The sequence below is a fragment of the Pseudomonas sp. W17 genome (genome assembly GCF_040268305.1).
GTDB classification, from domain to species: Bacteria; Pseudomonadota; Gammaproteobacteria; order Pseudomonadales; family Pseudomonadaceae; genus Aquipseudomonas; species Aquipseudomonas protegens.
In genome coordinates, this window is sequence record NZ_CP158490.1 from 6,276,265 (window position 1) to 6,292,810 (window position 16,546).

Consider the following 16,546-nt stretch of genomic DNA (forward strand, 5'->3'; position numbering starts at 1 on the left):
CCCCTCGCCGGCCCTGCGATTACTTGAAGACCACATCCTGCGCCAGGGTCAGTTCCCTGGCTCCCGCATCCAGCCTGACCAACGCGCCCATGGGCAAGGTCAGGTTGGGGTCGCAGTGACCACTGCGCCATCCCGCCAGCACCGGAATCCGCAGCGGTTCGAAGGTCTGCTTGAGCAAAGCGCACAACGCCGCAAAATCCACACCGGCCATATCCCCCACCAATACTCCACGCAGATTTTCCAGCTTGCCGGCCAGGCGCAGGTGATTGAGCAGGCGATCTATGCGGTACAGCGGCTCATTGACATCCTCGATAAACAGGATGATGCCGTCGGTATTGATCTCATACGGGGTGCCCAGGGTACTGGCGATCAGCGACAGGTTCCCGCCCAGCAGGGAGCCCAGCGCAATGCCCGGCTCGATGGTGGTCAAGGGGAAGGCCACGGGATGGGGCAGCAGGCTGCCAGCCCGGGCCTGGCCTCGAAGCAGATTGAAAAAGGAAGCCTCGGTGGGCGCCTGCTTGTCGCCCAGCAGGTCGGCGTTGAGCATCGGCCCGTGAAAGCTCACAAAGCCGGCATAACGGTTGATCGCCAGGTGCAGGGCGGTGATATCGCTGTAGCCGACAAAGGGCTTGGGATTGCGCCGCAACAGATCGAAATCGATCTTGTCCAGCAGGCGGGGGCTGCCGTAGCCGCCACGCAGGCACAGAATGGCGTCTATGTCCGTGTCGGCGAAAGCCTCATGCAGGTCCTTGAGGCGCGCTTCGTCGCTACCGGCCAGGTACCCCTCCTGCAACCCGACACCCGGGAAGATCCGTAGGCTGTATCCCCTGGAGCGCATCCATTGGTGGGCTTTTTCAGTATCCAGCGCTGCGGGACCGGCAGGTGCAATAAGGCCGATAACGCCTTCTGCGGCCAGCGCCGGCACCGGCAGGTGGGCGTTCAGCGCAGCAGTCGGTTGGATAGGCATGCAGATTCTCCCTGTGTGAATTCACTCAAGCACAGTAGCCATGAATGGTGTCAAACAGAAGAGGCGGGATTTAAAAAGCGGCAGGTGTTGCGAAAGTGCTCGAAAGAGCCGGGGAACTGCCCGCAAGACGTGCGCCTTGCGGGCAGGCAGATCAGGAAACCAGGCCTGCCTTGGCCAGTTTCGCTTGTTCGTCGGCATGGTACGAAGAACGTACCAGCGGGCCGGAAGCAACGTTCTTGAACCCCATCCGATAACCTTCCTCGGCGAACCAGGCGAAGGTGTCAGGGTGCACGAAGCGCTGGACCGGCAGGTGGTTGCGCGACGGTTGCAGGTACTGGCCAAGGGTCAGCATGTCGATGTCGTGCTCGCGCATGCGCTTCATGACCTCGATGACTTCGTCATCGGTTTCACCCAGGCCCAGCATCAGCCCGGACTTGGTCGGCACATGCGGCACCAGTTGCTTGAATTTCTGCAGCAGGGTCAGCGACCACTGGTAGTCCGAGCCAGGACGGGCGGCCTTGTACAGGCGCGGCACGGTTTCCAGGTTGTGGTTGAACACGTCCGGCGGCGTGGCGGCGGTGATTTCCAGGGCAACATCCATGCGGCCACGGTAGTCGGGAACCAGGGTTTCCAACTGCACGTTCGGCGACAACTTGCGGATTTCACGGATGCAGTCGGCAAAGTGCTGGGCACCGCCGTCACGCAGGTCATCGCGGTCCACCGAGGTGATCACCACGTATTTCAGGCGCAGATCGGCGATGGCCACCGCAAGGTTCATCGGCTCGTCGACATCCAGAGGCTTCGGACGGCCATGACCAACGTCACAGAAGGGGCAGCGACGGGTGCAGATGTCACCCATGATCATGAAGGTCGCGGTGCCACCGGAGAAGCACTCGCCCAGGTTCGGGCAGGACGCCTCTTCGCAGACGCTGTGCAGCTTGTGCTTGCGCAGCAGCTGCTTGATCCGATCGACTTCCGGGGAGACGGGGATGCGTACGCGAATCCAGTCCGGTTTCTTCGGCAGTTCGGTGGTCGGAATGATCTTCACCGGAATGCGCGCGACCTTTTCCGCACCGCGCAATTTGACGCCGGTTTCAACTTTCGGACGGGCCGCTCGCTCGGAGATATCCAGCGTCGGGATCAGGGTTTGAACAGCGTCTTGCGCAGTAGTCATATCAGTCGATTCCGCCCGTTAGGGTCGTCTGCTCAGCATAGTCGAGGTGTTTGACGAGCTGCGCACGCAGCCGGGCACTTACCTCGGCAAATTCAATCGGCCCTGCATGGTCGCTCAGCTGGGTCATCGCCAACCCGGCATAACCACAGGGGTTAATCCGTCGAAACGGCTGCAAATCCATGTCCACGTTCAAGGCCAGACCGTGAAAAGAGCATCCGTGACGGATACGCAGGCCCAGGGAGGCGATTTTCGCCCCATTGACGTAGACGCCCGGTGCATCGGGCTTGGCCGCCGCCGGCACGCCGTAGCTGGCCAGCAGCTCGATCAGGCAGTGCTCCATGCGGTTGACCAGGTCACGCACACCGAAACCTAATCGGCGCACATCCAGCAGCAGGTAGGCCACCAACTGGCCAGGGCCGTGATAGGTCACCTGGCCGCCGCGGTCCACCTGCACCACGGGGATATCCCCCGGGAGCAGCAGGTGCTCGGCCTTGCCGGCCTGGCCCTGGGTGAATACCGGTGGATGCTGCACCAGCCAGACTTCATCCGGTGCATCGCTACCGCGTTCATTGGTAAAGCGCTGCATCGCTTGCCAGACCGGCTCGTAAGCCATCTGGCCAAGCTCACGAAAGCCCAGCGTCTGTGGCATCACAGCACCATGTGGACGACACCGGTAGCACGCAGGGCACTATTGATATCACGCAGTTGGTCTTCACCGGTGGCGGTGATGTGCAGTTGTACGGTGGTGTACTTGCCGTTGCTGCTTTGACGCTCGGCCAGGGACTTGATGTCCAGCTTGGCGTACTTGGCAAGGATCTCGATCACGGTGTCCTTGAAGCCGACAACCGTGTCACCGATCACCTTGATCGGATAATCATCGACGGGAAACTCAATCTTGTGCGACTTAACGTCAGTGTCTGTCATGGCAGTAACGGCCTCGTATAGCCGGACGACGGACATGGCCCCCGCTCCACTGGGGAACGAGGGCCACGCAGGTCGACAATATCAGTTGAACAAGCCGTAGAAGAATAGACGGATGCTATCCCACATGCGACGGAAGATACCACCTTCGTCGACCGCTTCCAGGGCGATCAGATCAGCGCTGTGCACCACCTTGTCGTCCAGTTTCACTTCGACTTTACCAATCACGTCGCCCTTGGCGATCGGCGCGATCAGTTGCGGGTTCATGGTCATGCTGGCGGCGAGCTTTTTCAACTGGCCTTTAGGCATAGTCATGGTCAGGTCTTCGGCCAGACCGGCTTTGACCTGATGAGTGGTGCCCTTCCAGACCTGGGCCTGGGCCAGCTCAGTGCCCTTCTGGTAGAAGGTCTGGGTTTCGAAGAAACGGAAACCGTAAGTCAGCAGCTTCTGGGTTTCAGCAGCACGAGCCTGTTCGCTGTTGGTACCGAACACCACGGCGATCAGGCGCATGCCATCACGCACCGCCGAGGACACCATGCAGTAGCCGGCTTCGTCGGTATGGCCGGTCTTCAGGCCATCAACGGTCTTGTCGCGCCACAGCAGCAGGTTGCGGTTGGGTTGCTTGATGCCGTTCCAGAAGAACTCCTTCTGCGAGTAGATCGCGTAGTGCGCAGGGTCTTCGTGGATGATCGCGCGAGCCAGCACCGCCATGTCGTGGGCCGACGAGTAATGCTCTGGGTTCGGCAGGCCGGTAGGGTTCATGAAGTGGCTGTTGCTCATGCCCAGGTCGGTAGCCGTCTTATTCATCATGTCGGCGAACGCGTCTTCGCTACCGGCGATATGCTCGGAAACCGCGACGCTGGCGTCGTTACCCGACTGGATGATGATGCCGTGCAGCAGGTCGCTGACGGTGACTTGCGAACCCACCTTGATGAACATCCGCGAACCGCCGGTACGCCAGGCGTTCTCGCTGACGGTCACCGGATCGTTCTCGCCGATCTGGCCGCGACGGATTTCCAGGGTCGCGATGTAGGCGGTCATCAGCTTGGTCAGGCTGGCCGGCGGCAGGCGCTGGTCACCATTGTTCTCCACCAGCACGTTACCGCTGCTGGCGTCCATGAGCACATAGGATTTGGCGGCCAGTTGCGGTGGCGACGGCATCGCTTCGACCGCCCAGGCGGCGGGCGTGATGATCAGCGGGACAAGCAGGCACAGGCGTTTGGCAAAGGTGGTGATGTTCATCCGTCTCTCGAAGTTGCTAATGGAAACTTGCCCTTGCGGGCAAAACTATTTCAGACAGCCTTCTAAAGGGCTGTCGCGTGTGCAGTTGTTCACTCACTGACCCTTGCCGGGCTTTTGTTGTTCGACGAGCCAACAACCAGGACCCACCCCCAATACCGCAAGCGGATCTTCAATCTTCAGTATTCTTACTCGGCAGAAACCACGCTGGCCTGCCCAAGGTTCGCCAGGCGTACGCTGTTCTGCGCTTGCTGGGCCTCACCCGGCGTGCCGAATGGCCCCAGGCGGACCCGATGCAGCGTCTGTTGATTGCGGACGATCGAGCTGATGAACACCGGGGCGCTCACCATGCCACTCAATTTCGACCTCAACAGCTCGGCAGCGTCAGGGTTGGCGAAGGCGCCCACCTGCAGATACTGGCCGGAAGCTGCTGCCGTGTTTTTCACTTGTACGGGAACCACAGCCGCCGCGTGCTGCTGGGGCGGCGGGGTCCATTGTTCGACAGTGCCGGCCGAGGCCGTGACCACCGGCGCGCTATTCTGGGCCACTTGCGGCTCGTTGAGCATCAGCGGCGCCGGACGGCCACGCTGAGCCCACCATTGCTGCGGATCGATGCCCTCGACCTTGACCCGGGCGGTGCCGGTCTCGGCATAGCCGAGCTTCTTGGCCGCGGCGTAGGAGAGGTCGATGATGCGGTCGGAATAGAACGGCCCACGGTCGTTGACCCGCAGGATCACGCTGCGATTGTTGTCCAGGTTGGTGACCTTCACGTAACTGGGCAACGGCAGAGTCTTGTGCGCGGCACTCATGCCGTACAGGTCATAGACCTCGCCATTGGCGGTGTTCTGGCCGTGGAACTTGGTGCCATACCAGGACGCCGTGCCGGAGGCCACATAGTTCTTCGATTCCTGGATGGGGAAATAGGTCTTGCCCAGTACCGTGTAGGGGTTGGCCTTGTACGGGCCGGTATGCAGGGTCGGGGTCGCATCGGGGATGCGCGAAACGTCGACATCCCACCACGGCGCGCCATCCTTGTGGGCGCGGTTGACGTCCAGGCCCGGCATGGAACGCACAGCGGTGGAAGATTTCTGCTGCGGCGAGCGACTCGTCGAGCAACTGACCACCAGCAAGGACAACGCGGCAAAAGCCACCAGCTTCAGGGGTTTGCGAATTGGCATTGCCAGCATTACTTGACGCCCCGTGCTTGGACCAGCTGTTCAGATAACTGATGTACGGCCATGGCGTACATCACGCTGCGGTTATAGCGAGTGATCGCGTAAAAATTCTTCAGGCCCATCCAGTATTCCGGGCCATTGTCACCTTCCAGACGGAAAGCGGTGACCGGCATATCATCGCGCAGCGCATCATGACTCGACCAGCCCAGGGCCCGCAACTCCCCGACGGTTTTCGTCGGTTCGATCCCAGTGGTCAAGCCTTCATCTACCCGATCGCCACGCACATCGGCGCGACTGACCACCGGCTCGCCGGCCACCCAGCCGTGGCGTTTGAAATAGCTGGCCACACTGCCGATGGCATCATCGGGGTTGGTCCAGATATTGATGTGGCCGTCACCGTCGAAGTCCACCGCATAAGCCCGAAAACTGCTGGGCATGAACTGTGGTAAGCCCATGGCTCCGGCGTAGGAACCCTTGAGGCTCAATGGATCGACCTGCTCCTCACGCGCCAGCAACAGAAACTCGCGCAGTTCCTTGCGGAAGAACTCGGCACGGGGCGGATAATCGAAACCCAGGGTGGACAATGCGTCGATCACCCGGTAATTCCCGGTATTTCGACCGAAAAAGGTTTCAACGCCGATGATCGAGACAATTACCTGAGCCGGTACGCCATATTCCTGCTCGGCGCGGGCCAGCACCGCTTCATGCTGGCGCCAGAAATCCACACCGCGGGCAATGCGCGCGTCGGTGATAAACATCGGCCGGTATTCCTTCCACTGCTTGACCCGCTCGGCGGGCCGCGAAATGGCGTCAAGAATCGACTGCTTGCGCTCGGCCTCGCGGAACACAGCCATCAGCTGCTCCCCGGCAAAACCATAGTCCCGAGTCATTTCGCCCACGAATTCGGCCACCTGGGGCGAACCTTCGTAATCACCGGCGAACGCGGGCTGCGCTGCACCAAGGATGCTTACCAGACCGACCCATGGCGCTTGCCGAGCGACCCAGCCACGCATTGCTTGCATTGAATTCTTCACCTTAATCAAACCTGCGCGATCCACTTGCGATGGGTATGGATCGACATCAAAACCCCAAACGCTGACAGTAGCGTCACCAGCGAAGTTCCTCCGTAGCTAATGAACGGCAACGGCACCCCTACGACCGGCAACAAGCCACTGACCATACCGATGTTGACGAAAACGTAAACAAAAAACGTCATGGTCAGGCTGCCCGCGAGCAATTTGCCAAACAGTGTCTGGGCCTGGGCGGTGATCACCAGCCCGCGCCCGATCAACAGCAGGTAGATCAGCAGCAGGGCACAGATGCCCACCAGGCCGAACTCCTCGCCCATGACAGCGATAATGAAGTCGGTGTGGCTCTCCGGCAAAAAGTCCAGGTGCGACTGGGTGCCCAGCAGCCAGCCCTTGCCGAACACCCCACCGGAGCCGATGGCGGCCTTGGACTGGATGATGTTCCAGCCGGTGCCCAGCGGATCGCTCTCCGGGTCGAGGAACGTCAGGATCCGCTGCTTCTGGTAGTCATGCATGATGAAGAACCACATGGCGATGGCCACGGGAACCGCAGCCGCCAGCACGCTGAGGATCCAGCGCCAGCGCAAGCCGCCCATGAACAGCACGAAGGTGCCACCGGCCAGGATCAGCAAGGCCGTACCCAGGTCAGGCTGGCGCACGATCAGGATGAACGGAATGCCAATCAGCACCAGGCTGATCCCCACATGCTTGAGATGGGGTGGCAGGGTGCGCTTGGACAGGTACCAGGCGATGGTCGCCGGCATGATGATCTTCATGAACTCCGACGGCTGGAAGCGGATCACCCCGGGGATGTTGATCCAGCGGGTAGCTCCCATGGCGTTGTGGCCCATGACATCTACCACCACCAGCAGCACCACGCCGAACACGTAGCCCAGCGGCACCCAGCGGGCCATGAAGCGCGGCTCGAACTGGGCGATGACGATCATCGACACCAGGCCGATACCGAATGAAGTGGCCTGCTTGGCCAGCAGGTCCCAACTCTTGCCGCTGGCGGAATACAGCACAAACAGGCTGCCGGCAGCCAGGGTCAGCAGCAGCACCAGCAGCGGGCCATCGATATGCAGGCGCTGCAACAGCGTCGCGCGACGGCGCATCACATCCTCACTGGAGAGGATGCGGTCAAAATTACTCTTCACGGGCCGTAGCCTCCGCGCTGATAGGGCTAGCGAACTCGGGCTTGAGCTGGCCGTCCTGGCCGAGAAGCCAGGCATCCATCACCTGACGCACTACCGGTGCCGCGACGCCGGAGCCCGACTCACCGTTCTCGACCATGACCGAGACCACGATCTTGGGGTTTTCCGCCGGCGCGAAGCCGACGAACAAGGCGTGGTCACGATGCCGTTCCTGGACCTTGGAGCGGTCGTACTTCTCGCCCTGCTTGATCGCCACCACCTGGGCGGTACCACTCTTGCCGGCAATCCGGTACGGCGAACCGACCGCAGCCTTGCGCGCGGTGCCCCGGGCACCGTGCATCACCTGCTGCATGCCATGGTTGACCTTCGTCCAGTCCGAGGGGTCACGCAGGACAATGTCCGGCATCGGGTTGTGATCCACCGGCTTCTCGCCCTCGATGCTTTTGGCCAGGTGCGGCCGGTTCCACTTGCCCTTGCTGGCGACCAGGGCGGTGGCCTGGGCCAGTTGCAACGGCGTGGACTGCATGTAGCCCTGGCCGATCCCGAGAATCAGGGTCTCCCCCGGGAACCAGGCCTGGCGCCGGGTGGCGCGCTTCCATTCGCGGGTCGGCATCAAGCCCGGCGACTCCTCGAACATGTCCAAAGAGACCTTCTGGCCGATACCGAACTTGCTCATGTAGGCGGACAGCCGGTCGATCCCCAGCTTGTGGGCCAGGTCGTAGAAATAGGTGTCGTTGGACCGCATGATCGCGGTATCCAGGTCGACATAACCGTCACCGGTACGGTTCCAGTTGCGGTACTTGTGGTCGTAGTTGGGCAACTGGTAGTAGCCCGGATCGTAGACCCGAGTCGAAGCCGTGACCACGCCGGCATCCAGCCCGGCAATGGCCACCGCCGGCTTGATGGTCGAACCCGGCGGATAGAGGCCCCGCAGCACCCGGTTGAACAGCGGCCGGTCGATGGAATCGCGCAGCTCGGCATAGGCCTTGAAGCTGATGCCGGTGACGAACAGGTTGGGGTCGAAGCTCGGCTGGCTGACCATCGCCAGCACTTCACCGGTACTCGGATCCAGGGCTACCACCGCGCCACGGCGCCCGCCCAGGGCCAGTTCCGCGGCTTCCTGCAACTTGATGTCCAGGCTCAGGACAATGTCCTTGCCGGGAATCGGGTCGGTGCGCTTGAGCACCCGCAGCACCCGGCCCCGGGCGTTGGTCTCGACCTCTTCATAACCCACCTGGCCGTGCAGCTCAGGCTCGTAGAAGCGCTCGATGCCGGTCTTGCCGATATGGTGGGTGCCGCTGTAGTTCACCGGATCGAGGGACTTGAGCTCTTTCTCGTTGATCCGCCCCATATAGCCCACGGAGTGCGCAAAGTGCGCGCCCTGGGGGTAATGCCGGACCAACTGGGCCACCACTTCCACACCGGGCAGGCGGAACTGGTTCACCGCGATCCGGGCGATCTGCTCTTCCGTCAGCTCGAACAGGATCGGCACCGGCTCGAAAGGCCGACGCCCCTGCTTCATGCGCTTTTCAAACAGCACCCGGTCTTCCGGAGTCAGCTCCAGCACCTCGACGATCACGTCGAGCACCTGCTGCCAGTCGCCGGAACGCTCGCGGGTCATGCTCAGGCTGAAGCTGGGCCGGTTGTCCGCCACCACCACGCCATTGCGGTCGAAAATCAACCCGCGAGTCGGTGGAATCGGCTGCACGTGGACCCGGTTGTTCTCCGAAAGGGTGGAGTGATAGTCGTACTGGATCACCTGCAGGTAATACAGCCGGGCAATCAGCACACCGATCAGGCAAACCACCATGATGGCGCCGAACACGACACGGCCACGCACCAGACGGGCGTCTTTTTCGTGGTCCTTGATGCGGATCGGCTGGGACATGAGGGGCGCGGGCTACTTGTGGTAAGGGTGCCCGGACAGCACGGTCCAGGCGCGATACAGCTGTTCACCGATGAGAATCCGCACCAGCGGGTGCGGCAAGGTCAGCGGCGACAGCGACCAGCGCTGATCCGCCCGCGCACAGACCTCCGGCGCCAGCCCTTCCGGGCCGCCGACCATGAAATTCACGGTGCGCGAATCGAGACGCCAGCGATCCAGTTCCACCGCCAGTTGCTCGGTGCTCCAGGGTTTGCCATGCACCTCGAGGGTGACGATGCGCTCGTTATGCCCGACCTTGGCCAGCATGGCCTCGCCCTCCTGACGGATGAAGCGAGCCACGTCGGCGTTCTTGCCCCGGGTATTGAGCGGAATTTCCACCAGTTCCAACGCCAGCTCGGATGGCAGACGCTTGGCATACTCGTGCCAACCCTCCTCCACCCACTTGGGCATGCGTGAACCGACAGCGATCAGACGCAGGCGCACAGCCGTCCCTTATTGCTGGTCTTTGTTGAGCTTGGTGAAGTGCTCGTGGCCATGCTCCGGGCTGTGGTGCTTGCCATCGGCCGCGCGGCTCTGCTCGGCGCCCTGCCACAGACGCTCCAGGTCGTAGAACTGGCGGGCCGAGGCGGTCATCATGTGCACGATCACGTCGTCCAGGTCCAGCAGCACCCAGTCACTGTCGCCCTTGCCTTCTTCACCCAATGGGCGCACGCCCTGGGCCTTGACCATTTCACGGACCTTTTCCAGCATCGCGCCGATCTGGCGGTTGGAGGTACCGGTCGCGATGATCATGTAGTCAGTGATGCTCTGCTTGTCGCGAACATCGATCACCAGGACGTCCTGGGCCTTGACGTCTTCCAGCGCGGCGACAGCCACCTTGACCAGATCTTCGCCTTTCATTACTTGGTTAGTCATATAAAACTCGTTTAGCTCGTATGTTTGGAACGCCGCTCAGCACAGGCCGGCAGCGCTCCTTCAGTTCGGCGCACGGTAAAGCCCGTGTGCATCGATATAGGCCAGGACCGCGTCAGGCACCAGGAAACGTACCGACTTACCGCTGGCCAGCAGTTGACGGATCTGGGTGGCGGACACCGCAAGCGGCGTCTGCCAGACGAATGCAATGTGTCCCCCAGGCCCTTGCAGGGCCAAAGGGTCGCTCACCGAACGCGCTGCCAGCAGGTTGCGCAAGGCATCCGGCGGTTCGCTGTCGGCATCCGGGCGTTGCAGCACCAGGATGTGGCAATGCTGGAGCAACTCTTCCCAACGATGCCAGGTGGGCAGGCCGCAAAACGCGTCCCAGCCCAGTAACAGAAACAACTGGTCATCTGCGGCCAGCTCGGCCCGCATCTGTTCCAGGGTGTCGATGGTGTAGGACGGCTTGTCCCGTTTCAGCTCACGGTCGTCCACCACCAGGGGTGAAACGCCCGCCACCGCACACTCGACCATCGCCAGACGATCGAGAGCCGACACCTGCGGTGTATCCCGATGGGGCGGCCTGGCACTGGGTACCAGGCGCAACTCATCGAGTTGCATGGATTCCGCCACCTCCAGCGCGCCACGCAAGTGGCCGATATGCACTGGATCGAAGGTGCCGCCCAGCAGACCGATACGTTTGCCCATCAAGTACGCACGTGACCGTCGCCAAAGACTACGTACTTCTCGCTGGTCAGCCCTTCCAGCCCAACCGGGCCACGGGCGTGCAGCTTGTCGGTGGAAATGCCGATCTCCGCGCCCAGGCCGTACTCGAAGCCGTCGGCAAAGCGCGTCGAGGCATTGACCATGACCGAACTGGAATCCACTTCGTTAAGGAAGCGCCGGGCGTCACTGAAGTTTTCGGTGACGATCGAGTCGGTGTGGTGCGAGCCATAGGTATTGATGTGCTCGATGGCCTGCTCCAGGTTGTCTAGCACGCGGATCGAGAGGATCGGCGCGGTGTACTCGGTGCGCCAGTCTTCTTCGGTTGCTTCCAACACACCGGCAACGAGGAGTGCGCGGGTTTGCGCACAACCACGCAGTTCGACGCCCTTGTCGCGGTAGATCGCGGCCAATGGTGGCAATACGCGCTCGGCAATGGCGGAGTGAACCAGCAGGGTTTCCATGGTGTTGCACGGTGCATAGCGCTGGGTCTTGGCGTTGTCGGCAATGCGAATGGCTTTGTCCAGGTCCGCCGCGACATCGATATACACGTGGCAGACGCCGTCCAGGTGCTTGATCACCGGCACCTTGGCGTCGCGGCTGACCCGCTCGATCAGGCTCTTGCCGCCACGGGGCACGATCACGTCGACGAACTCGGGCATGGTGATCAGTGCTCCAACCGCAGCGCGATCGGTGGTTTCCACTACCTGCACCACGTGAGGCGGCAGGTCGGCCGCCGCCAGGCCCTGCTGAATGCAGGTGGCGATGGCGCGGTTGGAATGGATCGCCTCGGAACCGCCGCGCAGGATGGTGGCGTTGCCCGACTTCAGGCACAGGCTGGCCGCATCGATGGTCACGTTCGGGCGCGACTCGTAGATGATGCCGATCACCCCCAGGGGCACGCGCATCTTGCCCACCTGGATGCCCGACGGCAGGTAGCGCATGTCGCGGATTTCACCGATGGGGTCAGGCAGCTTGGCCACCTGACGCAGGCCTTCGATCATTTCGTCGATACGCGCCGGGGTCAGCGCCAGGCGATCCAGCAGAGCCGGCTCCAGACCATTGGCCCGGCCGTTGGCCAGGTCCTGCTCGTTGGCCGCAGTCAGTTCCGGTCGTGCCGCGTCCAACGCATCGGCAGCCGCCAGCAGCGCACGATTCTTTTGCGCGGTGGTGGCACGGGCGATCACCCGGGAAGCCTGGCGGGCAGCGCGACCCAGGCGGGTCATGTAGTCAAGAACGGACTCAGTCATGGTCTGGTGTGGTCTTGGCAAAGAGGAAAGCGGCTGATTATAGCTGTCGCGCCGGCCCACGGACAGCGGTCACGGGCGGATGGTCGAAATGGAGTGCAAATACCCGGCGTTCAGCCTGAATTAAGCCTGGAGTTGTTACCATTGCGTCACCTTTTCCGCCATAACCCTTCGCCACCATGTCCATTCTGACCTCTGCAAAACTGCCAAAAGCCCTGCCGGACGGCTTTTTCGACCGTGATGCCGAGCTTTTGGCCCGCGAACTGTTGGGCAAAGTCATCCGCCATAAAGTCGGCGATCTGTGGCTGTCAGCGCGCATTATCGAAACCGAAGCCTATTACTGCGAGGAAAAAGGCAGCCACGCCTCCCTCGGCTACACAGAAAAGCGTAAGGCTTTGTTTCTGGACGGCGGCCACATCTATATGTACTACGCCCGCGGCGGCGACTCCCTGAACTTCAGTGCCCGGGGCCCTGGCAATGCCGTACTGATCAAATCCGCCTATCCCTGGGTCGATGAAGTCTCCGGCCCTGCCAGCCTTGCGCAGATGCTGCTGAACAATCCGGACGCCAGTGGCCGGCCGCGCCCCGCGCAAAAGCTCTGCGCCGGCCAGACCCTGCTGTGCAAGGCCCTGGGCCTGAAGGTTCCGGTCTGGGACGCGAAACGCTTCGATCACGAGATTCTCTTCGTCGAAGATGTGGGTGCCGCCGTGCCACACATCCTCCAGACCACCCGCCTGGGCATCCCCCATGGGCGTGACGAACACCTGATGTATCGCTTTGTCGATGCCGCCTACGCCCCCTACTGCACGCGTAACCCTATGCGTCGCGGCCAGGTCGAAGGACGCGACTATCTGGTGCTCGGCTGACGCCACCGTCCCACCTCTGCAAAAAACAACAACGGAGTTGAATTTATGGGCCCATGGCTCGACAGCGTGACCGCCTGGCTAACCAGCAACCCCCAATGGCTGGCAGCCGCAGTGTTCATCGTGGCCTGTATGGAATGCCTGGCGATCGTGGGCCTGATCGTGCCGGGCACGGTCCTGCTGTTCGCGATTGCGGTACTGGCCGGCAATGGCGCCCTGTCACTGGGGGAAACCCTGCTCCTGGGTGCTGCCGGCGGATTGCTGGGGGACGTGATGTCCTATCTGCTGGGACGGCATTTCCACCAAGGCATTCGCCGCTTGCCCGGCCTTCGTCATCACCCTGAATGGATCAGCGGTGCGCAAACCTACTTCCAGCGCTATGGCATCGCCAGCCTGCTGGTGGGCCGCTTCATCGGCCCGCTACGACCGATGCTGCCGATGGTGGCCGGAATGTTCGACATGCCGTTCCCACGCTTCCTCGCCGTCAGCCTGCTGGCGGCAGCGGGCTGGTCACTGGCCTATCTGTTGCCGGGCTGGGCCACGGGTGCGGCGATTCGCCTGCCCCTGCCCGAAGGCTTCTGGCCCCAGGCGGGCATCGTCATTGGCAGCCTGGTGGTGCTTGTCGGCCTGAGCGTCAACAGCAGCCTGCGGCGCCATCGCCGGGCAACCCTGTTGATGTCTGGCCTGAGCCTGCTGATTCTGGCAGGGCTGTTCATCGGCTATCCGTACCTGACGCAGTTCGACCAGGGCCTGATCGCCCTGGTACAGGAGCACCGGGACCCGACACTGGACAAGATCATGGTCATGGTCACCCAGATCGGCGAGTTCCGCGCCATGTTCATCCTCAGCGCAGTGCTGACCCTGCTGCTCCTGGCCCTGCGCCAATGGCGCCAGGCCGCGTTCGCCGGAGCGACCCTGCTGTGTACTGCCCTGGCCAACACCGGCAGCAAATGGTTCTTCGCACGGGTACGCCCTGAAGTGCTGAGCGAGCCTCTCACCAGTTTCAGCATGCCCAGCGGTCACTCTTCCGGCTCCTTCGCCCTGTTCTTGACCCTGGCAGTTCTGGCCGGCCGCGGCCAGCCACCCCGCATGCGCCTGACCTGGCTGTTGCTGGGCTGCCTGCCGGCGGCCGCCATTGCCTTGTCCCGGGTCTATCTGGGGGCCCATTGGCCAACCGACATTCTCGCCGGCGCCATGCTCGCGGCCTGTGTCTGCGCCGCCAGCCTGACCCTGAGCCAATGGCAAGGCCCGCTCAAGCCGATGCCGGCCAGGGCCTGGTGGCTGCTACTGCCGGTCATGCTGTTGATGTGCGGATACATGGCGACACGGCACTTGCCTCACGCCCTGCTGCGGTACGCCTATTAAAACCGCCAGAGGCAAGCTGCAGCCGTCACTACAGGCTGCGGCTCAGGCGAAGAGTTCGCCTTGCAGCTCGTCCAGCAACTGCTGGATGGCATCCAGACGCTGCTGCGGGTCATCCAGTTGCAGCAGGTCGATCTTGTCCTGTTCGGAAAAAGGCAGCAGGTAGGCCAACTGATTGGCCAGTGACAGCTGCCCCGTAGCCTCGACGCCCATATCCAGGGCCTCGACCATCGGATGTTCGGCCAAGGCCTTGAGCAGCGCAATCAGGTCCGCATCCTCATCCTGCAACGGCTGTTCGGGGGCCTCTTCCAGCCATTGCACCCGGGCCACCGTCAGTTGGTCTTTCTGCACTTCGCTTTGCAGAATGCGAAAACGCCGACCGCCCTTGACCCTGATTCCCAGCAGCCCGTTGTCCTGCTGGTGAAAGTCGGTGATCAAGGCTTCACAGCCAATTTGCGCATAGCCCTGGGCGGCCGTTCCGACCTCCTCCCCTTCAAGGATGCACACCACCCCAAACCCGCTGCCCTGCTTCATGCAGCGCCCGATCATGTCGAGATAACGCGCCTCGAAAATCTGCAGATCGAGAATGCAATCGGGAAACAGCACGGTATTCAGAGGAAAAAGCGCCAGGTTCATACTTCCTTCCTTAAACCAGCAACGACACCGCCAACGGCAGCAACACTGCAGTGGCCACGCCCATCAGACTCATCGCCAGCGCCGCAAAGGCGCCGCACTCCTCACTTTCCTGCAGGGCCACCGAGGTGCCCACTGCGTGGGCGGTCATGCCCAGGGCCATGCCTCGCGCTTCCGGGCCATGCACCCCCAAACGGTTGAGCAGCCCCGGGCCAAATATCGCTCCGATCACTCCGGTAATCAGCACGAAGACCGCCGCCAACGCCGCCACGCCACCAATCTGCTCGGCCACCAGCATGGCAATGGGCGAGGTCACCGACTTGGGCGCCATGGTCATTAGAATCATGTGCTCGGCACCAAACCACCATCCCAGCAGTACGCCCAGGCTGGTAGCCACGACGCCACCCACCACCAGCGTAGCCAATATCGGCCAGAACAATTGGCGGATCCGTCGCAGGTTGAGGTACAGCGGCACCGCCAGGGCTACCGTCGCCGGGCCCAGCAGAATGCTCAGGATTTCGGTGCTCTTGCGGTACTCGGCATAGCTCAGGCCGCAGCCGAGCAGCACGCCGATCACCAGTAGCATGGACACCAGCACCGGCTGCAGGAACATCCAGCGGGTCTTCTCGAACGCAGCCAGCACCAGTTGATAGGCACCCAGCGTGATGCCGATGCCAAACAGCGGGTGATGGATCACCGCGGCCCAGGCCCCCTGCCAATCGAAGATCATTGACTGTCCTCCTGCCGGCCCTGGCGCTTGACCAGGCGCTGCATCAGCACGCCGACAAAGGCCATCGAGATCACCAGGGACAACACCAGCGCGCCGGTAATGGCCCAGAAGTCCGCGGCGATGTCTCGGGCATAGACCATGACCCCCACCGCAGGCGGCACCAGCAGCAGCGGCAGGTAACGCAGCAGGCTGCCAGCCGCGAGATTCAGCGGCTCGCCCACTTCACCGCGCACCACCAGGAAAACCAGCAGCAGCAACAGGCCGATGATGGGCCCGGGAAGCACGGGCAACAGCAGGTGATTGAGCGCCGTTCCGAGCAATTGGAACAGCACCAGCCATGTCAAACCGCGTAACAACATACCGCCTCTCCAGCCAGATCCCGTCGCGCATTATAAGCACGCAGGTGCTATGAACCGGCATTCGCCAAAAGCATGGATGTTTACCGGGAAGGATCGCCATGATGATCTAAAGTGGAAGTTTCAGAGCGCACCACACAACGTCGAATGCTAATAAATCGTTGATCCAAGGAGAGT

General features: G+C 62.0%; 17 protein-coding genes and 1 pseudogene. 2 read left to right on the forward strand and 16 right to left on the reverse strand.

Annotation, left to right across the window (positions count from 1 at the left end; translation table 11 throughout):
- Positions 1-19: 19 nt before the first annotated feature.
- From ABCR88_RS28860 to ABCR88_RS28920, 13 genes and pseudogenes are all read right to left on the reverse strand, one after another.
- Complete coding sequence (locus ABCR88_RS28860; protein ID WP_015637166.1) at positions 20-967, reverse strand: LD-carboxypeptidase; 948 nt, start codon at positions 965-967, stop codon at positions 20-22.
- Between the two features lie 151 nt (positions 968-1,118).
- Complete coding sequence (gene lipA, locus ABCR88_RS28865) at positions 1,119-2,141, reverse strand: lipoyl synthase (protein ID WP_011063663.1); 1,023 nt, start codon at positions 2,139-2,141, stop codon at positions 1,119-1,121.
- A gap of 1 nt (position 2,142) precedes the next feature.
- A complete protein-coding gene (gene lipB, locus ABCR88_RS28870) occupies positions 2,143-2,790 on the reverse strand; it encodes a lipoyl(octanoyl) transferase LipB (protein WP_015637167.1) in 648 nt (215 codons plus the stop codon).
- Positions 2,790-3,065, reverse strand: a complete 276-nt coding sequence (locus ABCR88_RS28875) for a DUF493 domain-containing protein (RefSeq protein WP_011063665.1) — start codon at positions 3,063-3,065, stop codon at positions 2,790-2,792. The genes lipB and ABCR88_RS28875 overlap by 1 nt, the downstream gene beginning before the upstream one ends.
- 81 nt (positions 3,066-3,146) lie before the next feature.
- A complete protein-coding gene (locus tag ABCR88_RS28880; RefSeq protein ID WP_011063666.1) occupies positions 3,147-4,304 on the reverse strand; it encodes a D-alanyl-D-alanine carboxypeptidase family protein in 1,158 nt (385 codons plus the stop codon).
- Between the two features lie 185 nt (positions 4,305-4,489).
- Positions 4,490-5,488: a septal ring lytic transglycosylase RlpA family protein gene (locus tag ABCR88_RS28885; RefSeq protein ID WP_011063667.1), complete on the reverse strand. Its 999-nt coding sequence runs from the start codon at positions 5,486-5,488 to the stop codon at positions 4,490-4,492.
- A complete protein-coding gene (gene mltB / locus ABCR88_RS28890) occupies positions 5,488-6,498 on the reverse strand; it encodes a lytic murein transglycosylase B (protein ID WP_232644568.1) in 1,011 nt (336 codons plus the stop codon). Before mltB ends, ABCR88_RS28885 begins: the two co-directional genes overlap by 1 nt.
- 17 nt (positions 6,499-6,515) lie before the next feature.
- Entirely contained in the window at positions 6,516-7,619 is a 1,104-nt protein-coding gene (gene rodA, locus ABCR88_RS28895; RefSeq protein ID WP_015637169.1) for a rod shape-determining protein RodA, read from the reverse strand.
- A 31-nt stretch (positions 7,620-7,650) separates the two neighbouring features.
- Positions 7,651-9,546 (reverse strand): penicillin-binding protein 2, encoded by a 1,896-nt coding sequence (mrdA, locus tag ABCR88_RS28900; protein WP_232644569.1) that lies wholly within the window; start codon positions 9,544-9,546, stop codon positions 7,651-7,653.
- Positions 9,547-9,558: 12 nt separating this feature from the next.
- A complete protein-coding gene (gene rlmH / locus ABCR88_RS28905; RefSeq protein ID WP_011063671.1) occupies positions 9,559-10,026 on the reverse strand; it encodes a 23S rRNA (pseudouridine(1915)-N(3))-methyltransferase RlmH in 468 nt (155 codons plus the stop codon).
- A 9-nt stretch (positions 10,027-10,035) separates the two neighbouring features.
- Positions 10,036-10,443 (reverse strand): annotated as a pseudogene (rsfS, locus tag ABCR88_RS28910) (ribosome silencing factor); the annotation flags it as partial.
- Positions 10,444-10,518: 75 nt separating this feature from the next.
- Entirely contained in the window at positions 10,519-11,163 is a 645-nt protein-coding gene (nadD, locus tag ABCR88_RS28915; protein WP_011063673.1) for a nicotinate-nucleotide adenylyltransferase, read from the reverse strand.
- Positions 11,163-12,428 (reverse strand): glutamate-5-semialdehyde dehydrogenase, encoded by a 1,266-nt coding sequence (locus tag ABCR88_RS28920; protein ID WP_350403755.1) that lies wholly within the window; start codon positions 12,426-12,428, stop codon positions 11,163-11,165. The genes nadD and ABCR88_RS28920 overlap by 1 nt, the downstream gene beginning before the upstream one ends.
- Positions 12,429-12,604: 176 nt before the next feature.
- Here ABCR88_RS28920 and ABCR88_RS28925 point away from each other — a divergent pair, with 176 nt between their 5' ends.
- Together ABCR88_RS28925 and ABCR88_RS28930 are read left to right on the forward strand one after the other, a co-directional pair.
- The gene (locus tag ABCR88_RS28925; RefSeq protein ID WP_011063675.1) at positions 12,605-13,291 is read left to right on the forward strand and encodes a DNA-3-methyladenine glycosylase; all 687 of its coding nucleotides are present in this window, start codon (positions 12,605-12,607) and stop codon (positions 13,289-13,291) included.
- A gap of 45 nt (positions 13,292-13,336) precedes the next feature.
- A complete protein-coding gene (locus tag ABCR88_RS28930) occupies positions 13,337-14,653 on the forward strand; it encodes a bifunctional DedA family/phosphatase PAP2 family protein (protein WP_041120003.1) in 1,317 nt (438 codons plus the stop codon).
- 42 nt (positions 14,654-14,695) lie between these two features.
- On the opposite strand, the gene ABCR88_RS28935 is transcribed toward ABCR88_RS28930, so the two are convergent.
- Genes ABCR88_RS28935 through ABCR88_RS28945 form a run of 3 tightly spaced genes read right to left on the reverse strand, consistent with a single transcriptional unit; the run spans position 14,696 to position 16,372 of the window.
- The gene (locus ABCR88_RS28935; protein ID WP_011063677.1) at positions 14,696-15,286 is read right to left on the reverse strand and encodes an LON peptidase substrate-binding domain-containing protein; all 591 of its coding nucleotides are present in this window, start codon (positions 15,284-15,286) and stop codon (positions 14,696-14,698) included.
- 10 nt (positions 15,287-15,296) lie between these two features.
- The gene (locus ABCR88_RS28940; protein WP_011063678.1) at positions 15,297-16,013 is read right to left on the reverse strand and encodes an LrgB family protein; all 717 of its coding nucleotides are present in this window, start codon (positions 16,011-16,013) and stop codon (positions 15,297-15,299) included.
- Positions 16,010-16,372: a CidA/LrgA family protein gene (locus ABCR88_RS28945; RefSeq protein ID WP_011063679.1), complete on the reverse strand. Its 363-nt coding sequence runs from the start codon at positions 16,370-16,372 to the stop codon at positions 16,010-16,012. The genes ABCR88_RS28940 and ABCR88_RS28945 overlap by 4 nt, the downstream gene beginning before the upstream one ends.
- Positions 16,373-16,546 lie beyond the last annotated feature (174 nt).

Coding starts and splice junctions, on each gene's coding strand:
- ABCR88_RS28860 (WP_015637166.1), bottom strand. CDS start 967: ATGCCTATCCAACCGACTGCTGCGCTGAACGCCCACCTGCCGGTGCCG.
- lipA (WP_011063663.1), bottom strand. CDS start 2,141: ATGACTACTGCGCAAGACGCTGTTCAAACCCTGATCCCGACGCTGGAT.
- lipB (WP_015637167.1), bottom strand. CDS start 2,790: ATGCCACAGACGCTGGGCTTTCGTGAGCTTGGCCAGATGGCTTACGAG.
- ABCR88_RS28875 (WP_011063665.1), bottom strand. CDS start 3,065: ATGACAGACACTGACGTTAAGTCGCACAAGATTGAGTTTCCCGTCGAT.
- ABCR88_RS28880 (WP_011063666.1), bottom strand. CDS start 4,304: ATGAACATCACCACCTTTGCCAAACGCCTGTGCCTGCTTGTCCCGCTG.
- ABCR88_RS28885 (WP_011063667.1), bottom strand. CDS start 5,488: ATGCTGGCAATGCCAATTCGCAAACCCCTGAAGCTGGTGGCTTTTGCC.
- mltB (WP_232644568.1), bottom strand. CDS start 6,498: ATGCAAGCAATGCGTGGCTGGGTCGCTCGGCAAGCGCCATGGGTCGGT.
- rodA (WP_015637169.1), bottom strand. CDS start 7,619: ATGCGCCGTCGCGCGACGCTGTTGCAGCGCCTGCATATCGATGGCCCG.
- mrdA (WP_232644569.1), bottom strand. CDS start 9,546: ATGTCCCAGCCGATCCGCATCAAGGACCACGAAAAAGACGCCCGTCTG.
- nadD (WP_011063673.1), bottom strand. CDS start 11,163: ATGGGCAAACGTATCGGTCTGCTGGGCGGCACCTTCGATCCAGTGCAT.
- ABCR88_RS28920 (WP_350403755.1), bottom strand. CDS start 12,428: ATGACTGAGTCCGTTCTTGACTACATGACCCGCCTGGGTCGCGCTGCC.
- ABCR88_RS28925 (WP_011063675.1), top strand. CDS start 12,605: ATGTCCATTCTGACCTCTGCAAAACTGCCAAAAGCCCTGCCGGACGGC.
- ABCR88_RS28930 (WP_041120003.1), top strand. CDS start 13,337: ATGGGCCCATGGCTCGACAGCGTGACCGCCTGGCTAACCAGCAACCCC.
- ABCR88_RS28935 (WP_011063677.1), bottom strand. CDS start 15,286: ATGAACCTGGCGCTTTTTCCTCTGAATACCGTGCTGTTTCCCGATTGC.
- ABCR88_RS28940 (WP_011063678.1), bottom strand. CDS start 16,013: ATGATCTTCGATTGGCAGGGGGCCTGGGCCGCGGTGATCCATCACCCG.
- ABCR88_RS28945 (WP_011063679.1), bottom strand. CDS start 16,372: ATGTTGTTACGCGGTTTGACATGGCTGGTGCTGTTCCAATTGCTCGGA.